The following is an 18247-nucleotide window of genomic DNA, read 5'->3' as shown; positions in this document are numbered from 1 at the left end:
GCTAAAGAGGGAAATCCAAGCTTGATTAGGTTATCGACCGCTTCAAAAAACCCTTTAGGAAAAACATTCAGTTTTTTTCCTAAGCATCCTTAAGCTGTTTCAATGCCTCGTTGATTTTTGTTATCGGCACCTTCACACTGATCATTAATATTTTTTGGAGAAAAGCATGAACCCTTTAATAAAGCTCGCAGAAGAAGCGCTTGAACAATCCACCAGCATGGAGTTATTAGCGCAAGAAGGAAAATGGGACGAGTTAACCGACCTACAAAAAACACACTCAGTCACGGTAGAAAAAATAATGACCGCAGAAGCCGATGATGCCATTAAATCCCAACTACGCGCTTTATTATTAGAGATCAAAACAACCAACAACCGCACAATGGGTCTAGCTGACAACTATAAATTGAAACTCGTTAATGAGAAGAAAACCTTAGGGCAAGGTGCAAAAATGCAAAAAATGCTGGACGCACTAAAGTAGATAAAAGTCATAACTACCACTCTCACCTACTTTAATACTGCGACAAACCAACAGGCCTACCTAAGCGCCAGCACTCTATTCATTGAGTTTTTGGATGTAACAAGCGTGCAATAGCGGGTAACAATATCAACGCACCCAACATATTCCAGATAAACATAAAGGTAAGTAGAACCCCCATATCCGCTTGAAACTTAATAGGCGAGAAAGTCCAAAGCACAACCCCTATTGCCAGCGTCAATCCAGTAAATGCGACAGACTTACCCGTACTTTGTAAAGTTTCAAGATAGGCCTCAGCCAAGCTATGACCTTTCTGCAGATAGGTCTGCATTTTTGAATAAATATAGATACCATAATCCACACCTATACCAACACCTAAAGCGATCACCGGTAATGTAGCGACTTTTACGCCAATACCTAATTTAGCCATCAACGCCTGACATAGGATTGAGGTTAATATCAAGGGCGCAATGATGCAGACTACCGTACGAAGCGATCTAAAGGTCAATAAGCACAGGAAGCTCACCACAGAATAAACCCAGATCAGCATCTCATACTGGGCCATTTCAATCACTTCGTTTGTTGCGGCCTCAAAGCCTGCTTTGCCTGCCGCCATATTAAACTTGATTGTATCTGTCTCGTATTGAGCAACAAAATCATCGACAGCAAATGTCACCGCTTTTAATGTTTCTGCTTTATGATCATCAAGGAAAATAATAACCGGTAATAAAGAGCAGCTACTGTTCATCAGTCCCGCTGGAACATAAGAGAGAGAGGCATTAATCACATACTGATTACGTATTACCGAACGCCATTTCAGACTCCCCTCATTCAAACCTGCCGTTACACGTTCCGATACATCCACCAGCGAAATACTGGATTGCACCCCAGAAACATTCCGTAAGTAAAATTGGAAACGATCGACTAAAGCCAACGTTTCATAGCGACTACAATGTTCTTTTGGCGTAGAAACCATCACAACAAACACGTCACTCGAAGTAGAGTAATTAGCGGTAATAAAACTATTATCTAAGTTATAGCGAGAGTCCCCTCGCAACTCTGGGGCACCCACATCCAAATCGCCAATCTGTAACCCTTTACTCCCATAGATACCTAAAACCGCGAGACAGATAGCAATCACAACAGCGACTATAGCTCCTTTTTGAGTAGCGAAGACACTTAACAAGTGCCAATGGGAATCCTTTTTCTCTATTCCTTTTTTGGCTTTAGTTATAGCGTTACGACCCACCCCAAAATAACTCATTAACAAAGGGAGCAGCATTAAATTGGTTAAAATAATAACGGCAACACCAATAGATGCAGCTACAGCCAGGTCTTGAATAACTTGGATCTCGATTACCATCAACGTAATAAAGCCAATACCATCTGAAATCAGCGCCGTTAACCCAGGAATATAGATTGTTTTAAAGGCATGCTTTGCCGCTTGAAGCTTATCAGCCCCATTCGTAGCAGACTCTAGTGTGATTGTATTTACAATTTGAACGCCATGGCTGACCGCAATAGCAAACACCAAAAATGGCACTAACATCGAATAAGGGTCTATTCCATAACCAAGGAGATTCAATACACCTAACTGCCATATGACCGCTGCAAGAGAACAGATTAAAGGAATAATCGTACCCATTACACTGCCGGAATAGAGATAGAGCAGCACCATAGTGACCACAAAAGCGATCGCAAAAAATAGAGCCACCTCAACCGCACCATCAATCAGGTCACCAACAATTTTCGCAAATCCGGTGATATGAATACTGATATTTTCAGAACTATATTTATCTCTAACCAGCTTTTCTAACAGAGCGGAAAACTCTTTATAATCAAGTTTCTCCCCTGTCTCTGGATCTTTATCAAAAAGAGGCACCTGCACCATAGCTGAGCGAAAATCATTACCTACTAATATTCCCACCTGACCTGAGCGAAGAATATTGGTGCGTACGAGTTCTAAACTTTCTTTTGAACCATCATATTTAGCAGGTATAACTGGACCACCAACAAAACCATCTTCAGTCACTTCAGTCCAGCGTACATTAGGTGTCCAAATGGACTTTAATGCGGAACGATCAACCCCTGGGATAAAAAACAACTCATCAGTCACACTTTTGAGAGTTGACTGAAATTCAGCACTAAATATATCGCCATTTTTTGCTGCAACAACAACGCGAATACTATTACCTAAACCCGCTAAATCATCTTTATAGCGCATATAATTTTCAACAAACGGATGCTGAGCAGGGATCATTTTCACAAAACTAGCATCAGGACGAATCTGAGAGGCCTGCCAAGTAAAGAATAAAGTGGCAATCAAAAAACCGACTAAAAGCAATTTCCGATAACTAAAAAGTACGCGCTCAGCTAATTTTTCACTGGTATTAATCGGCCAAAGCAGTATTGAGGACAACCTTTTCATTAGTCAGCCCCTCCGTTCAAATCAATTCGAGAAACACCACCTTCACCGACTACAATAAGATACTGCCCTACAGACTCGACAGCACTATAACTCCTAAGACCACGTTTTAGGAAAGGCACAAAAGCCTCACCCTGCTTTTGCAATAAAGCCCCCCCTTGCCCAACAAGATAGGCAATATCATCAACCACTATTGCGTCATTAATTGTCGCAGTTGAGCCTATATCAATTTTATTCCAAACAGTGCTGCCCAATTCATCTCGAGTACGCTTAAGCACAGTACCTCTCAACCCCATTAGATAAAGACTATCTGCCTCAACTGCTGAGAAAAGGGAACCTTGGTAAGGCAACTCAACTTTATACCAGCTTCCCCCATTATCAAGGCTCTCAATCAACAGCCCAGCCTCACCTAAGATCAACAAATGCCCCGCTTGCGTTTGGATCACTCTATTCAAATGCAAACTGTCTGGATTAGGTAATTTATGCCCTTCGTAAACCCAACTTAAACCACCATCATCCGTTCTAAGAAAAAGTCCATACGCACCTACCGCATAACCCGTTAGCGAGTCTAAAAAGATAATATCAAGCAGTGGAGAACTAGGTCCCTCTTCAACAGCTATTTTTGCATCATCCAGCTGGTAACCAAGATTTTCTAATAAATCAGCATCAACAGCGCCCAAACTGTTTTGATAATTAAATTCAGTCTCAAGCGCACCCACTCTTAACTGATTAATCGCTGCACCATCAACTCTCTTTTGCCAAGAAAGTCCACCATCTTTAGTACCTAAAATGACACCATCATGACCTACAGCCCAGCCTGTTTTTTTATCAAAAAAGTTCAAGCTTGTAATTAAAGTGCTGGTAGGAACTTCCGCTTGCTTCCAAGTTAATGCACCATCCCCCGAATAGATAATAACCCCTTGCTCACCCCCAGCGACCAAGCGCTCCCCAGCACGTGAAATAGCAAGCAAAAGAGATTTTTCAGGAGCTACCTGCTGTATAGCAGGCTGAACAAGACGATCAGCTGATACACATTGAGATAATGCTAAAAAGCAACCAAAGGCCACACTGTAAAAAAACGTTATTTTGCTCATCTAAAGCCCAGTTATTATTTTTTTGTCGGGAGTTTTAATAGCTAAAAATCATCTACCTTTAACTCAAATACAGCAATAACATTCTTTCCCATTATCACTAACAATATAGGTCACTATAGCAATTTCATCCAACATCTATCATCACCATAATGCAATGGAAGGCTTATATTAACTAGCGTCATTCAAAACTAATTTATCAGCCATACCTATCAAACGAAGCGCAACAAAGCCCTAAAAACACATTGCTCTACGCCTGCTCTTCTTTTTTCACTCCTAAACTCAGACTCTAAGGCCGACCCAGCTATTTCACGGCCATGCAATATTTTCATCTATACTTAGGCATATTCGGCAATTATTGTTTCACATAGAGTTTGAGATTGATTATCATTAACAAAAAAACTTGCCGAGTTCTCTATGTCAAAACCAAAAACCTTATGTAAATTAAAAAAGGCCGATATAGAAGAGCAGTTCAAGACACTTGCAAGCTATACTCGCTCCAGCTGCTATCTATGCAAAAAGTGCGCACGCTCTGCTAACGCCAAAAAGTGGCTATGTAAACCTGAAATGATTTAAAATCCGCTAAAGATTATTTTAAAAGGATCCAATTATTATGCTAAGCCCTGCAATGCTTGAAAAACTTAACGAGCAGATAAACTTAGAGTTTTTCTCTTCAAACCTCTACCTACAGATGGGGGCATGGGCTGAATCTAAAGGCTTTGAGGGTTGTTCCGCATTTTTATACAAACATGCTGACGAAGAGATGTCACACATGAAACGTTTATTCACTTATGTGAATGAAACCGGCGCAACAGCAATGATAGGTGCTATAGATGCACCCGATGCGGAATACAATTCAATTAAAGATCTCTTTGAAAAAGTATATGAGCATGAGTGCTTCATTACTGGAAAGATCAATGAATTAGCCCACACCGCTTTTACTCACCACGATTACTCAACCTTCAGTTTCCTTCAATGGTATGTCGCAGAACAGCATGAAGAAGAGAAGCTTTTTAATGGCATTTTGGATAAAATCAAGATTATCGGCGAAGATGGCAAGGGCTTGTTCTTTATCGATAAAGAGATTGGCGAATTAGCCAAAAATGGTTCAAGTGGCAGCATTATGGATGGCGCATCAGATAAAATATAAAAACCATATTTATCAATTAATTAAAAAACAAACTCCACAAACAGCACCAAGTTTTATCAAAAACTTTCTGTTTTTTATAGATTTTATTCTAAAGGTTTTGATAGGCTGTCCGATAAATACTTTCAAAGCAGCCTCTCATGCCTAATACAGGGAAGGAGAATAAAGCGTGAATACTGATTGTGTACTTTGTTTTGAGCTAGTAAAAACAGGGAAAGAACACCCTTCATTAAAAACCATCAGTGACCTTGGTCACTCACAGATCTGTAAATGCGGCGAATGCGGCTCTCTACTAATGAGCACAGCAGGCGAATGGGAGACTGTACTTAAAGGCTCTATTTCTCGCCGCCAAAAGCAGAATAAGAAAAACGCTGCATAATAGCTATTTTTTTACTAAATAACTTGGCAGCGAGCGCCTCTACGCGTAGTTTTATCCTAACTAGTAACAGGATAAAACTGCGGTACTTATGGATTCTCTGCGCGAACTGATAGATCAAGACAATAATCACAATCTATTAGATCTACTATCGAGCTTATGCCAAGGCTCCATTGCAGTAGATGAAAATTGCAACATCCTATGGATGAGCAATGCATATAAAGAGCTTATAGATATAGCACCCGACGTTGACCCAACCGGCTGCCATGTAGAACAGCTCCTCCCTACCACCCAACTTCCTCGCGTTATAAAAAGCGGCAAACCTAGCTTTGTAGACCTGATGCAAATAAAGCATCGCTGGTGCGTTGTCACCCGTTTACCCATTAAAAACGAAAATCAACAAACTATAGGTGCGATTGGTTTTGTTTTTTATGATGACTTAGAAAGCTTACAACCTCTGTTTGATAAATTTGCCCGCTTACGCCGCAAATTTGAAGATGAAAAGATCCTAAGACCTAGTCGATACGCATTAGACGACATGCTTGGCCGCTCGCAACCGACAGCATTATTACGACGCCAAGCGCTTCGAGCCGCACAATTAGACACAACCCTCCTTCTTCTTGGCGAAACCGGTACTGGTAAGGAATTATTAGCCCAAGGCATCCATCACTCATCAACCAGAAGAAGCGCCCCTTTCGTGGGTATTAATATGGGAGCGTTACCTGAAGCCCTAGCCGAAGCGGAACTATTTGGCAGTGCTGCCGGTGCGTACACTGGCGCCAATAGCAAAGGACGTGTAGGTAAAGTTCAACTGGCTGATGGCGGCACACTTTTTCTAGATGAAATAGCCGAAATGCCATTAGCTATGCAAGCAAAACTACTCCGAGTCCTACAAGAAAGAGAAGTTGAGGCTTTAGGCTCCAACCGTTTAGAAAAAGTAGACGTCCGAATCATTGCAGCCACAGCAAAAGACCTTCGAGAACTAGTAGAAAAAGGCCAGTTCCGAGAAGACCTATACTACCGACTCAATGTACTCCCCATAAAGTTGCCACCTTTAAGGGAACGACGAGAAGATATCCCTGAACTCTCTCAACATATGCTGCAGCAGATTCAACACCAATCACAATTACCAGAACTATCCCTTTCACCAGCAGCCCATGAGTGGCTTAAAAGCTATCACTGGCCTGGAAATATTCGAGAACTAAGAAACAGAATTGAACGCGGCTGCGTGATGGCCGAAGGAGAATTTATAGAAGCCAACGACCTAGGCGCATTAGACGATTTACCCCACACTACATCAAACCAACCAAAAGCAACCGATTTAAAAAGTAAAAGATCACAAACAGAAATAGACGCCATACAACAAGCCATTCAAAACTGTAACGGAAACAAAACCGCCGCAGCGAAAATACTTGGCATATCAAGGGCAAGTTTGTACTTACATTTAAATAAAATGTCCAATAAATAAAACACTAAAAAAACAAATGTCTACAAATTAAGACACATTTGGTTTCTTTTCACTCTACAAAAAACAGTAACCCCTTGTTTAAAAACACATTTAAAACATTGGCCGCCCCTTTGCTTTACCTGTAATACTAAAAATAATAATAGACAATTAGGCCCACCATGAGTCAACGTCCAAGCAAGCTCATTACCGCATCACGAGCGGCAGAACTAATTCAATCCAATGACATGATTGTTACCGGCGGATTTATAGGCATTGGATTCGCAGAAACCTTAGCTAGCGCCATTGAAAAGCGCTTCCTAGAAGAGGGCGAACCTAATAATCTCAACTTATTCTATGCAGCAGGGCAAGGCGACACTAAACATCGTGGATTAAACCATTTTGGCCATCAAGGCATGGTAAAACGCGTTATAGGCGGACACTGGGGACTAGCTCCAACACTGGGAAAACTCGCCATAGACAATCAAATTGAAGCCTACAATTTGCCTCAAGGCGTTATCTGCCATATGTTTCGAGATATAGCTGCAGGCAAGCCTGGAACCCTCACTACAGTTGGCTTACACACTTTTGTGGACCCAAGAATTGAAGGCGGAAAAATAAATTCACGCTCCACAGAGGATCTTGTTCAACTACTCGATATAAACGACCAAGAATGCTTACTTTATAAACACTTCCCCCTAAACATTGCACTACTTCGCGGAACAACCGCAGATAGAAATGGCAATATATCAATGGAACGGGAAGCGCTCCCCCTCGATTCACTAGCCATCGCTCAAGCAGTAAAAAATTGCGGCGGAATCGTCTTAGTGCAAATAGAACAAATCACAGACGAACATCTACTCACTCCAGACCGCATCCGTATCCCTGGAGTTTTAGTAGACCACATTATTCTTTCTACACCCAAAGACCATCCGCAAACATTCGCTGAACCCTTTAACCCAGCGTATTCAGGGCAAGTACGAAGCACAGCCCAACAATCAGGAAAAACCGCTCTCGATGCCCGCAAAATCATAGCACGCCGTGCCTTAATGGAATTAAAAAAGAATTCGATTGTAAACCTAGGTATAGGCATGCCTGAGATGATCGCCACTGTTGCCGCTGAAGAAAATAAGGGTGATGATTTCACTTTAACAGTAGAGCCTGGCGGCATTGGTGGCCAACCCGCAAGTGGATTAAGCTTTGGTGCGGTCAGCAACGCCCAAGCCATTATTGATCAGCCGGCGCAATTTGATTTTTACGATGGCGGCGGATTGGATCAGGCTTTCTTAGGCCTCGCTGAGACCTGCCCAGAAGGACATGTAAACGTCAGCCGCTTTGGCACAAAACTAGCGGGCGCTGGCGGGTTTATAAACATAACGCAAAATACACAGGATGTTTATTTTTTAGGTACATTCACCTCAGGCAAGCAACAACTAGAAGTGATCAATGGCACGTTAAAAATTATTACTAACGGCACCCTAAAAAAATTCAAGAAGAACGTACAGCAGATCACATTCAATGGTAACTACGCTATAGAATGCCAACAACAAGTAACATTCATCACAGAGAGAGCAGTATTCAAACTCACAAAAAACGGCCTACTATTGACCGAAATAGCACCAGGGGCCGATCTCCAAACTGATATTTTAGATCAAATGGAATTTATCCCGCTTATCGATGACAACCTAAGCTTAATGGATGCTAGGCTTTTTCAAGACAAACCAATGCATCTTGAACACCCCGGTAGTCGCTCGATGACACAGATGCGCTCTTTAATGAAAAATGTTTTAAGCCGATCAGAATATCCACAACCTGAACAGGCAACAAAAACCACAAGTTGAGCGCGATCTACAGTCCATCCACTTAGGTGTGAATGGTTAAGTTTATCTATATAACGCGTGTGCAGCGCTATTGTGCAGAAGGTAAACAAGCCATACACACCTACAACCTGAAAACAGGGGATGATAAAGCATTGTGACAAACCTAATAGAACCTAGACAAATACATACGCTATGTTCTACCTTTAGACGAGCAAACGCTATATCCCCCTGTTTTTAGGATGGTACTAACACAACTCTTATTGCACTAGACCGCAAAATAAATATTTGATGGCTCGCATTTACACAAATATCAATTAATCTTTATACAGCCAATTCCTATTTAATCGTTGGGTACCTCAAATGAAAAAGCTCACGTTGGTGCGCCATGCAAAATCCAGCTGGAAGCATCCTGAATTAACTGATTTTGAGCGTCCACTTAATAAAAGAGGAAAGCGAGACCTCCCTGCAATGGTTGAACGCTTAGCCGATTACCAATTAACACCGGATACGCTTCTTAGTAGCGGCGCTACACGAACCCTCTCAACGGCAAAAGCGATCTGCAGCCGACTCGCTATACCACAAAACCAAATACTTGAGATTCCAGAGCTTTACGAATCATCCGCAGAAACACTCTTGCTTGTATTACAAAACATGCCCGAATCATATAAGCACATTATGCTTGTAGGCCATAACCCTGGACTCGAACACTTAGCATCGATCTTACGCCAAGAGCGCGTCACTAAATTCCCCACCGCAGCTGTTATGCATCTACACTTAAGTATCAAGAACTGGCATGAGCTAGCAGAAGGTTGCGCAAGCTTATCCCTGTTTGATTACCCGAAAAAACACATAACAAGCAATGAATAGAGGCAATGCTACGACTCTCAGATAAATAAGCATCATCTATCCCTTAGCATTAAACACCTATGCTAAAATAGCAGCACTTTTTACTCACAGGGCTACCCAAAGTGGAACTTTATCTTCACTCACTGAGCTTTACTGCCAATATAGTGGCGCCAATTTTCTTTATCGTTTTTCTTGGTTATTTACTCAAACGCTTGAAGGTGATTGATGAGGGTTTTATCCATACAGCCTCAAAACTGGTATTTGTAATCACCCTACCAACTCTCGTATTTATGTCTATCTCTCGGACTGACTTTCAAGCCGTTTTCAATCCTCAACAGCTTGGCTTTGTGCTAATTAGCACATTTATATCTTTTATCGCTCTCTGGGCGATAGGGAAATATTGGATTAAGCGACCAGAGGACTTAGGGGTATTTATTCAAGGCGCATTCCGTAGCAACTATGGAATTATCGGCCTTGCTGTAAGTTACAACCTTTTTTCTGACTCGGGGCTAGCACAAGCCTCTTTGCTATTGGCCTTAGTCATCCCTATGTATAACGTGTTATCCATTGTAGCGTTGACGATTCCTGTCCAAAGAAGCGGTGCCTCTAATATAGGAAGCACGCTTTATGAAATCATAAAGAATCCATTAATTATCGCTGTGCTGCTTGCTTTACCCTTCTCTTATTTTGGTTTCAAACTACCTGAAATTGCCCAAAACACGGGGCGGTATTTCGCTAATTTAACGCTACCACTGGCATTATTAGCTATAGGCGGGTCACTTAATCTGGCTAGTTTAAGAAACACATCATCACAAGCAACTTGGGCCACACTCAGCAAGTTAGTCCTTATCCCCTTAGTACTAACAATCGCCGCATGGATTTATGGTTTTAGAGGCCAAGATTTAGCAATGATGATGGTACTGTTCGGGTGCCCTACAGCAGCTGCCAGTTTCGTTATGGCGAAAAGTATGGGTGGTAATGCTGAACTCGCCGCTAATATTATTTTAATGACCACCTTAGGGTCCGTACTTACTCTTAGTGCGGGGATCTACCTCCTAAGAGTAACCGCTATTATTTAAAGCGACTCAACCAGAATAGACAGGGTATCTACATGCGCCATCTATTTAAAACAGATCCACTTGCTAGCGCTTACAAAGCTATTTTGGCTGATGATAGAGAAAAACTGCTCAAGCATTTAAGGAAGATAAAACCGAGCGAGATTGATAAACCATCATCAGATACAACACCCGGTTTAGTTGAAGCCTGCATTATTCAACAACGCCCCCACCTTTTGACATTAGTACTTGAGCAGGGCGCATCAGCAACAGGAAAAACCGTCAACGGTCACAGTTTCGGTATATTATCCATTAAGCAAGAAGCTAGCCTTCGCCTCCTTACCGCACTGTTAAGCGCAGGAAATGACGAAGATAGAGATCAGCTACTAGCTGCTTGTTTTGAGTATGGCCAACCTACACAACTCATGCTACATATAAGCCTCTTAATTCAGTACGGTGCAGAAATTACAGAGCCCATCGCTGTAAAAGCCTTAAAAATAGGTGAGCGCCCCTTAATACACTTTTTAATTAATTCAGGAGCAGAACTGCCTAAACAGGTGGGTACGGGTGAGATTGACGAGGAGACACTGGCATACGCTAATAAGTGCGCAGAAGATCTACAGATTAGGAAGATGTTTCTCTAATAAAATTTAAATGCAGACCAATCATTGTCCACGGTGATCATTCTCATGAGTTGCCATCGCTGCCGGAGAGCACACAGAACAATGCGGATCTTTCCGCAACTTTAGCGTTCGCCACTCCATTGATTTCGCATCCAGCAACATCAAACGGCCAGCTAAACTCTCACCTACAGAGGCAAGCACTTTCAAAGCCTCCATTGCCTGAATAGAACCAATAATCCCTACTAATGGTGATAGCACTCCAGACTCTGAACAAGTTAACGCCTCATCACTTCCTTCTGTATAAAGACATTGATAACAGGGAGATTCCAACTTGAGAGGATCATAGACAGCAACCTGCCCCTCCAGACGAATAGCCGCTCCAGAAACAAGCGGCTTTTTATGCCGAAAGCATGCACGATTAATAGCAAAACGCGTCGTAAAATTATCCGTGCAGTCGACCACTAGATCAACCGTAGCGATTAAACGCTGGAGCGCGCTTTCATCAAGACGCTCATAGATGCTCTTCACCCGAACATCAGGATTCAACGAGGCGATCGTATTACGAGCGGAATCCACTTTAGGCTGACCAATCCGTTTACTGTTATGAATAACTTGGCGCTGCAAATTAGAAAGCTCAACCTCATCATCATCAAGCAGAACCAGCTCCCCTACACCCGCGGCAGCAAGATACATAGCAACAGGACTACCCAACCCACCTAGGCCGACAATCAAAACCGTTGAATTCAACCATGTTTCCTGACCATTAATATCCACATCAGGCAACATTATTTGACGACTGTAACGTAATAGCTGCTCATCACTCAGCATTAGAGCTCTCCAACAATGCTTTTATTTATAGGTATCAGCACTTTATCCACTGCCCTAAAGTTACGCGTTCATTATTGCCATAGTCACGAAGAGTTTCCACTTTTTCATAACCTAAACCATTCAGAAGCGCTCGGCAGTTTTCCCCTTGATCATAACCATGCTCAAACAACAAAAAACCACCTTCACAAAGAAAGTCACGCGCCTGATCGCCAATCAACTCAATATCAGCCATCCCCTTTTTATCAGCAATCAGTGCTGATAAAGGCTCAAAACGCACATCACCCTGCAGTAAATGAGGGTCATTCGGATCTATATAAGGAGGATTACTAACAATTAGATCATACCTCCCTGAATGAGGCTCAAACCAACTACCTTGCAGTAAGCTCACATTATGCAGCTTAAGCTTATCCCTATTTCGTTTAGCAAGCGCCACAGCTTCCGCCACATAGTCCGATGCTACGATTTCCCACTCAGGCCGCTCCCAAGCTAAAGCCAATGCAATAGCCCCCGTTCCTGTGCCTAAATCAGCGACACGGGCAGAAGAAGGAAGATCAAGCGCCAATACCTGCTCAACTAGTACCTCAGTGTCAGGACGCGGAATTAATGTGTAGGGAGAAACCTCAAGATCAAACTCCCAAAAACCTCGCGTGCCCAAGATATGAGCAACCGGCTCGCCATTACTGCGGCGCTGAATCATTACTTCTAGTTGAGCAGCGATCGTTTGAGGAAGCTCTTTTTCTGGCCAGGTGAAAAAATAACTACGGGGCTTGCCCAACAAAGAACAGAGCATCAATTCAACATCCAACGCCGCGGATTCTGACTTACCTTCTAGTTGTGAATACAGCGCAAGCGCTTGTTGGATCTGCATAAAACCACATTTTTTAAAAAACTAAGATAAAGAAAAGGGCCGTAACGGCCCTTAACATTTAACTTTCTTCTGACAGAGCCCCGAGCTGCTCGGCTTGGTACTCTTGCAGCAAAGGTTCAACTACATGTTGTAACTCACCACCGATAATTTCTTGCAGCTTATAAAGTGTGAGATTAATGCGATGATCCGTTACTCGACCTTGTGGATAATTATAGGTACGGATACGTTCCGAACGATCTCCACTCCCCACTAGACCTTTACGCGTACTCGCCATCTCTGCCGCATTACGTTCATCTTCCGCCGCCTGTAAACGAGACGCAAGCAGTGACATAGCTTTTGCACGGTTCTTATGCTGCGAACGCTCCTCCTGACATTCAACAACTACACCCGTCGGTATATGTGTTAAACGAATAGCAGAATCCGTTTTATTGACGTGCTGGCCTCCCGAACCTGATGCGCGGAACGTATCTACACGGAGGTCACCTTTATTGATCTCTATCTCTGCAGACTCATCCATTTCAGGCATTACTGCAACAGTACAAGCGGAGGTGTGCACACGGCCTTGAGATTCAGTTTCAGGAACCCTTTGCACACGATGCGCACCTGATTCAAATTTCAATTTAGAATAAACATCGGTGCCAACAATCCGCGATATAACCTCTTTATAACCGCCATGATCGCCTTCATTAACACTGACAACTTCAGCGCGCCAACCTTGCACTTCAGCAAAACGGGAGTACATACGAAAAAGGTCACCCGCAAAGATAGCTGCCTCGTCACCACCGGTTCCCGCTCGCACTTCTAAAAACACGTTACGCGAATCGTTTGGATCTTTTGGCAGCAACAGTACTTCTAACTCAGACTCTAACTTTTCAATGCGCGCTTTAACCTCTGGGTACTCTTCCTTCCCCATCTCACGCATATCTGGGTCGCTATCATTCATCATAGCTTCCGCTTCGACCATATCTTCAACGGCTTGATTATAAGCAGCAAACCCCTGAACTACAGGCTCAAGCTCCGAATACTCTTTAGAGTAATCACGAAATTTATTTTGATCAGTAATAACTTCAGCATCTGACAGCAAAGCCGCAAGCTCTTCATAACGATCGCTGAGTTTTTCGAGCTTACTTACGATTGATTCTTTCATTATTTCTCGTTTTTAAATGGATCACCGATCTGATGCAGCTCCTGCACAAGATCCAATAGATCAGTACGACCTTCAGCACTTGCTTTACGCATCTGAATCGTCGGATGATGGAGCAACTTATTTGTTAATCCGCGCGCCAACATCTGCAATACTTCGTCAGCCGGCTTCCCGCTCGCTAGTTGCTTAAGCGCTTTTTCTAATTCCTGATCACGCACTGCTTCCGCTTGACCCCGAAAAGCAGTTAATAGATCAACAGCCTCCAAAGAGCGAAGTTGGCTCATAAACTCATGAGCACCACTTTCAACAATCTCTTCAGCTTGGCGAGCCGCATTCTCACGGCTACGCTGGTTTTCTTCAATAACCTCTTTTAAATCATCGACTGTATATAAATAGACATCGTCCAATTCCGAAACTTGAGTTTCTATATCTCGTGGAACCGCAATATCTACCATAAAAATAGGGCGATGTTTACGCCGTTTAAGGGCAGCCTCAACCGCGCCTTTCCCTAAAATAGGCAACTGACTTGCGGTTGAAGAGATAACTATATCCGCTTCAGCCAAGGCATCAGGTATATCACCAAGCAAAATTGCCTGACCTTCAAACTCTTCAGCTAAAGATAACGCCCGACTTAAGGTACGGTTAGCAACAGTAATATTTTTAACGCCCGCCTGAGAAAGGTGACGAGCCACCAGCTCAATCGTTTCTCCAGCACCGATCAATAAAGCCTTGCTATTATTTAGGTTTGCAAATATATGTTGCGCTAAGCTCACAGCAGCATAAGCAACTGAAACTGGGTTTTCACCTATCGCTGTATCGGTACGTACTTGTTTAGCAATAGAGAATGTTTGCTGGAACAAACGTCCAAGTTCCGCACCTACATGGCCATGCTCTTGAGAAAGACTATAAGCTGATTTCAGTTGGCCTAATATTTGAGGTTCACCTAGCACTAAAGAATCTAACCCACTGGCGACTCTCATCATATGCCGCGCAGCCTCTTCATCCCAGAATGCATAAGAACACTTCTGCAATTCATTAGAATCAAGGTTGTGATATTCACCTAGCCATTCTAATAAAGCACGACTTCCCTCTATACCAGCAGAGCAATACAACTCAGTGCGATTACAAGTTGAAAGAATAGCAATCTCTTTAAGACATGCAAAATCCCGAGCAGCCAGCATCGCATCCGATAATAGTTCAGGCGCAAACGCAACGCGTTCACGCACCTCAACCGGTGCTGTTTTATGATTGATGCCTAATGCTAATAAAGCCATTTTTTCCGCCACTACTACCCACAGCCATATATACAAAGTTACAACAGGCTAATGGTAACTAACCCCAATAAGCGCGCTATGATACAACGCTTTGCCCCAAAGGTTAAAACACCACTGAACATTTATAGGAAGTTATTGTCAGAAATAGCGTATTAATACTAAGGAAAACCGCTTCAAGTAGCTGACAAGCTGTTACTGATTCAACTATAGTGATCAAACAATCATAGTGATGGCCTAAACATTAAGTGCATTTTTCAATGAATAGATCTTTTATATTTATTACTGTCTCATTGCTTATTCTGCAAGGCTGCCAGAGCAATCCAGCACCGAAGCAAACATTAGCATCAGAACCCGCAATCTACGTTCCGGGGGAATTTAACCGGGAATCACTTTACGATCTTTTACTGGCCGAAATCGCAGGGCAACGACGATTATTCCCACTCGCGTTAGATAACTATTCAGTACAAGCCCAAAAAACGCGTGACCCAGCGGTGGCAGAGCGAGCAACACGCATTGCTCAGTACCTAAGAGATAGCGATGAAATTCTCAGCAGTGCGCGGCTATGGCGTGAGATTTCACCCGAAAACCCAGAGCCATACCAAATAGAAGCCTCTATGCTGTTACATAAAGGCAAATACGAAGATGCGCTCCCATTAATTCAAAAAGCATTAGACTACGACGCCCTTCGCACTTTAGCGCTCATTCGTAACCAAAGTGAAAACATAAACAGCCAAACGAGCAGCGGCTACATCTCAATGCTCGAAGCATATAAAAAGAGCCACAAACCTCGCTCTGATTTAGCACTTACTTTAGCTTTACTTTACAAAGCATCAAACCAAACAGGACAGGCCCTTGCTTCGTTTAATCAAGCACTCGATATTAATCCGGAAAATCCTGAAGCATTAATACAAAAAGCTGAACTACTGCGCTTAGAAAAAGATTTAGACGGTGCACTCACAATGATTAAGTCGGCTTTCAAGCAGCAACCCGAAAACAAACAACTTAACATTCTCTATACGCAGCTATTATTCCAGACAAACCATATCCAAGAAGCCACTCAGCAAGCAGAATCACTTTTAGATAAAAATATTAGAGATAAACAGCTTACCTATTATTTAGCGCTACTTTTACTTGAAAATGAGCAATTAACAACTGCACAAAAAGCGTTTAAACACCTTTTAATTATCGAAGAGAACGATAGCTCACCCCACTTCTATCTAGGCCATATTGCACAAGCTCAAAAGAATAACAAACAGGCAATTGAGCACTATATTTCGGTAAAAGAAGGCCCAAATATTTTACAAGCATTAACACGAGCAGTCGCGCTACTAGAAAGCGACCAAAATAAGGCACAAGTCCAACAAATTCTAAAGGATGCACGTGCTTCACTACCTAGCCAGGCAACTCAAATATTTACCATAGAAGCTGAATGGCTAAACCTCCACAACTATAGCGATGAAGCATTTACCTTAATTGAAGATGCCTTAAGCATAACGCCAGACAACACCACACTACTCTACACACGTGCGATGATGATTGAATCAACCAACTTTCCACAAGCTGAGAAAGATTTACGTCAAGTACTCACCCTAGACCCCGATAATGCGACCGCACTCAATGCGCTTGGCTATACTCTACTTTTACATACCGATCGATTTACAGAAGCACATCAATTAATCCAAGCCGCCCTTAACATAGAACCCGAAGACCCAGCTATTTTAGATTCTATGGGTTGGGTGTTACATAAGATGGGGCGTTCACAAGAAGCACTACCTTATCTGGAAAAAGCTCACGCGTTATATTCAGACCCTGAAGTATCTAGCCATCTCATTCAAGTTTACTGGGCAACCGATCAAAAAGATAAAGCAAAAACACTGCTCGAATCCGCTCATAAAGAAAACCCAGGCAACCCCTTTTTAGATGAAGCAATGCAAGCTATTGATACTCAATAATTTGCACTGCTTAACTGACAGATATCAAAACCTATATGTATAAAAACTTATTCTTTGCCTTCTGCTGCTTATATTTAGCCGGTTGTAGTTTACAAAAAACTCAACCACTCTCTCCCAACCTATCTTGGGGTGAGCATCAAACCCTTTTGAAACAATATTTAAACTGGGAACTAAGCGGCAAAGTTGGCATTCGCACAGCTAACGACAACCAAACAGCCAGCCTCAAATGGCTACAGATAGCGCAAACTTACCAAATTGATATACATGGCCCTTGGGGACAAGGAGGGGCCTCAATCGAAGGTAAACCTGGGGCTGTTACCGTTGACGTATCTGGTGACAAACAATACAGGGGAGCCAATCCAGAACAAATATTATATGAGAAACTAGGCTGGGATCTGCCCATCAGCGATATTTACTGGTGGATACGGGGCTTACCTTCACCAGAAAAACCTTATACTCATCATCTTGAAGACAACCGCCTTAAAGCACTACAGCAGGACGGATGGGAGATTCAGTATCTACGCTATAACAACCTAAATCCCGCGCTGCCAAACAAGCTAAGCCTATCCAGAAATGATCTAAAAATAACGGTCATCATTAATAGCTGGATCAAACAATAAGATCCAAAGTAAAACGATAAGGAATATTAACCTCTAAGCGCCTCTAAGGTTTGACATTAAAAAGCCAATCCTAGATAATCTGCGCCTCTTTCAATGGGAGGCCGGTCCTCCAAGAGGAAAATGTTGGGGTATCGCCAAGCGGTAAGGCACTGGTTTCTGATACCAGTATGCGGAGGTTCGAATCCTCCTACCCCAGCCAAAAAAGCCTATGAACGGTTCCCAATCTATAGATTCCGAACAAATTACAATCGAAAAGGTG

General features: G+C 42.7%; 16 protein-coding genes and 1 tRNA gene. 11 read left to right on the top strand and 6 right to left on the bottom strand.

Annotated elements, in window-relative coordinates; genetic code table 11:
• Positions 1–166: 166 nt before the first annotated feature.
• Entirely contained in the window at positions 167–478 is a 312-nt protein-coding gene (gene fliT, locus ACOQOE_RS03010) for a flagellar protein FliT (protein WP_067866543.1), read from the top strand.
• Between the two features lie 79 nt (positions 479–557).
• Here fliT and ACOQOE_RS03005 read toward each other — a convergent pair whose 3' ends face one another.
• Together ACOQOE_RS03005 and ACOQOE_RS03000 are read right to left on the bottom strand one after the other, a co-directional pair.
• Positions 558–2903: an efflux RND transporter permease subunit gene (locus ACOQOE_RS03005; protein WP_067866545.1), complete on the bottom strand. Its 2346-nt coding sequence runs from the start codon at positions 2901–2903 to the stop codon at positions 558–560.
• Positions 2903–3994 (bottom strand): WD40/YVTN/BNR-like repeat-containing protein, encoded by a 1092-nt coding sequence (locus tag ACOQOE_RS03000; RefSeq protein ID WP_420554849.1) that lies wholly within the window; start codon positions 3992–3994, stop codon positions 2903–2905. Before ACOQOE_RS03000 ends, ACOQOE_RS03005 begins: the two co-directional genes overlap by 1 nt.
• Before the next feature lie 610 nt (positions 3995–4604).
• Here ACOQOE_RS03000 and ftnA point away from each other — a divergent pair.
• The 7 genes from ftnA (at position 4605) to ACOQOE_RS02965 (ending at position 11323) form a co-directional block, all read left to right on the top strand.
• Positions 4605–5141, top strand: coding sequence for a non-heme ferritin (ftnA, locus tag ACOQOE_RS02995; RefSeq protein ID WP_067866549.1), 537 nt, complete (start codon positions 4605–4607; stop codon positions 5139–5141).
• 166 nt (positions 5142–5307) lie between these two features.
• Positions 5308–5517: a hypothetical protein gene (locus ACOQOE_RS02990; RefSeq protein WP_067866551.1), complete on the top strand. Its 210-nt coding sequence runs from the start codon at positions 5308–5310 to the stop codon at positions 5515–5517.
• Between the two features lie 88 nt (positions 5518–5605).
• Positions 5606–6982 carry a sigma-54 interaction domain-containing protein gene (locus ACOQOE_RS02985; RefSeq protein WP_067866553.1) on the top strand — a complete coding sequence of 459 codons (1377 nt, stop codon included), beginning with the start codon at positions 5606–5608 and terminating at the stop codon, positions 6980–6982.
• 158 nt (positions 6983–7140) lie between these two features.
• Positions 7141–8799 (top strand): acyl CoA:acetate/3-ketoacid CoA transferase, encoded by a 1659-nt coding sequence (locus ACOQOE_RS02980; protein WP_067866555.1) that lies wholly within the window; start codon positions 7141–7143, stop codon positions 8797–8799.
• A gap of 339 nt (positions 8800–9138) precedes the next feature.
• Complete coding sequence (locus ACOQOE_RS02975) at positions 9139–9645, top strand: SixA phosphatase family protein (protein ID WP_067866557.1); 507 nt, start codon at positions 9139–9141, stop codon at positions 9643–9645.
• Positions 9646–9746: 101 nt separating this feature from the next.
• Positions 9747–10703 carry an AEC family transporter gene (locus ACOQOE_RS02970; RefSeq protein ID WP_067866559.1) on the top strand — a complete coding sequence of 319 codons (957 nt, stop codon included), beginning with the start codon at positions 9747–9749 and terminating at the stop codon, positions 10701–10703.
• Positions 10704–10735: 32 nt separating this feature from the next.
• The gene (locus ACOQOE_RS02965) at positions 10736–11323 is read left to right on the top strand and encodes a hypothetical protein (RefSeq protein WP_067866561.1); all 588 of its coding nucleotides are present in this window, start codon (positions 10736–10738) and stop codon (positions 11321–11323) included.
• A 21-nt stretch (positions 11324–11344) separates the two neighbouring features.
• On the opposite strand, the gene ACOQOE_RS02960 is transcribed toward ACOQOE_RS02965, so the two are convergent.
• The 4 genes from ACOQOE_RS02960 to hemA are packed head-to-tail and all read right to left on the bottom strand — an operon-like array spanning position 11345 to position 15416.
• The gene (locus tag ACOQOE_RS02960; protein WP_420554848.1) at positions 11345–12130 is read right to left on the bottom strand and encodes a molybdopterin-synthase adenylyltransferase MoeB; all 786 of its coding nucleotides are present in this window, start codon (positions 12128–12130) and stop codon (positions 11345–11347) included.
• Between the two features lie 34 nt (positions 12131–12164).
• Complete coding sequence (prmC, locus tag ACOQOE_RS02955) at positions 12165–12998, bottom strand: peptide chain release factor N(5)-glutamine methyltransferase (protein ID WP_067866565.1); 834 nt, start codon at positions 12996–12998, stop codon at positions 12165–12167.
• 58 nt (positions 12999–13056) lie between these two features.
• Positions 13057–14145 carry a peptide chain release factor 1 gene (gene prfA / locus ACOQOE_RS02950; protein WP_420554847.1) on the bottom strand — a complete coding sequence of 363 codons (1089 nt, stop codon included), beginning with the start codon at positions 14143–14145 and terminating at the stop codon, positions 13057–13059.
• Positions 14145–15416, bottom strand: a complete 1272-nt coding sequence (gene hemA / locus ACOQOE_RS02945) for a glutamyl-tRNA reductase (protein ID WP_067866569.1) — start codon at positions 15414–15416, stop codon at positions 14145–14147. Before hemA ends, prfA begins: the two co-directional genes overlap by 1 nt.
• Before the next feature lie 257 nt (positions 15417–15673).
• Between hemA and ACOQOE_RS02940 the strand changes: the two genes are divergently transcribed.
• The 3 genes from ACOQOE_RS02940 (at position 15674) to ACOQOE_RS02930 (ending at position 18187) form a co-directional block, all read left to right on the top strand.
• Complete coding sequence (locus ACOQOE_RS02940) at positions 15674–17368, top strand: tetratricopeptide repeat protein (protein WP_067866571.1); 1695 nt, start codon at positions 15674–15676, stop codon at positions 17366–17368.
• 35 nt (positions 17369–17403) lie between these two features.
• The gene (lolB, locus tag ACOQOE_RS02935) at positions 17404–17988 is read left to right on the top strand and encodes a lipoprotein insertase outer membrane protein LolB (RefSeq protein ID WP_067866573.1); all 585 of its coding nucleotides are present in this window, start codon (positions 17404–17406) and stop codon (positions 17986–17988) included.
• Positions 17989–18112: 124 nt separating this feature from the next.
• Positions 18113–18187: transfer RNA gene (locus ACOQOE_RS02930), tRNA-Gln, on the top strand.
• Positions 18188–18247: the final 60 nt, after the last annotated feature.

It is taken from the genome of Neptuniibacter marinus, from assembly GCF_965223595.1.
GTDB lineage: Bacteria > Pseudomonadota > Gammaproteobacteria > Pseudomonadales > Balneatricaceae > Neptuniibacter > Neptuniibacter marinus.
Note: the sequence above shows the minus strand (reverse complement) of the source record. Positions and strands in the feature narration are given on the sequence as shown.

Coding starts and splice junctions, on each gene's coding strand:
- ACOQOE_RS02985 (WP_067866553.1), top strand. CDS start 5,606: ATGGATTCTCTGCGCGAACTGATAGATCAAGACAATAATCACAATCTA.
- ACOQOE_RS02960 (WP_420554848.1), bottom strand. CDS start 12,130: ATGCTGAGTGATGAGCAGCTATTACGTTACAGTCGTCAAATAATGTTG.
- ACOQOE_RS03000 (WP_420554849.1), bottom strand. CDS start 3,994: ATGAGCAAAATAACGTTTTTTTACAGTGTGGCCTTTGGTTGCTTTTTA.
- ACOQOE_RS02940 (WP_067866571.1), top strand. CDS start 15,674: ATGAATAGATCTTTTATATTTATTACTGTCTCATTGCTTATTCTGCAA.
- fliT (WP_067866543.1), top strand. CDS start 167: ATGAACCCTTTAATAAAGCTCGCAGAAGAAGCGCTTGAACAATCCACC.
- ftnA (WP_067866549.1), top strand. CDS start 4,605: ATGCTAAGCCCTGCAATGCTTGAAAAACTTAACGAGCAGATAAACTTA.
- ACOQOE_RS02965 (WP_067866561.1), top strand. CDS start 10,736: ATGCGCCATCTATTTAAAACAGATCCACTTGCTAGCGCTTACAAAGCT.
- ACOQOE_RS02980 (WP_067866555.1), top strand. CDS start 7,141: ATGAGTCAACGTCCAAGCAAGCTCATTACCGCATCACGAGCGGCAGAA.
- prfA (WP_420554847.1), bottom strand. CDS start 14,145: ATGAAAGAATCAATCGTAAGTAAGCTCGAAAAACTCAGCGATCGTTAT.
- hemA (WP_067866569.1), bottom strand. CDS start 15,416: ATGGCTTTATTAGCATTAGGCATCAATCATAAAACAGCACCGGTTGAG.
- lolB (WP_067866573.1), top strand. CDS start 17,404: ATGTATAAAAACTTATTCTTTGCCTTCTGCTGCTTATATTTAGCCGGT.
- ACOQOE_RS03005 (WP_067866545.1), bottom strand. CDS start 2,903: ATGAAAAGGTTGTCCTCAATACTGCTTTGGCCGATTAATACCAGTGAA.
- prmC (WP_067866565.1), bottom strand. CDS start 12,998: ATGCAGATCCAACAAGCGCTTGCGCTGTATTCACAACTAGAAGGTAAG.
- ACOQOE_RS02975 (WP_067866557.1), top strand. CDS start 9,139: ATGAAAAAGCTCACGTTGGTGCGCCATGCAAAATCCAGCTGGAAGCAT.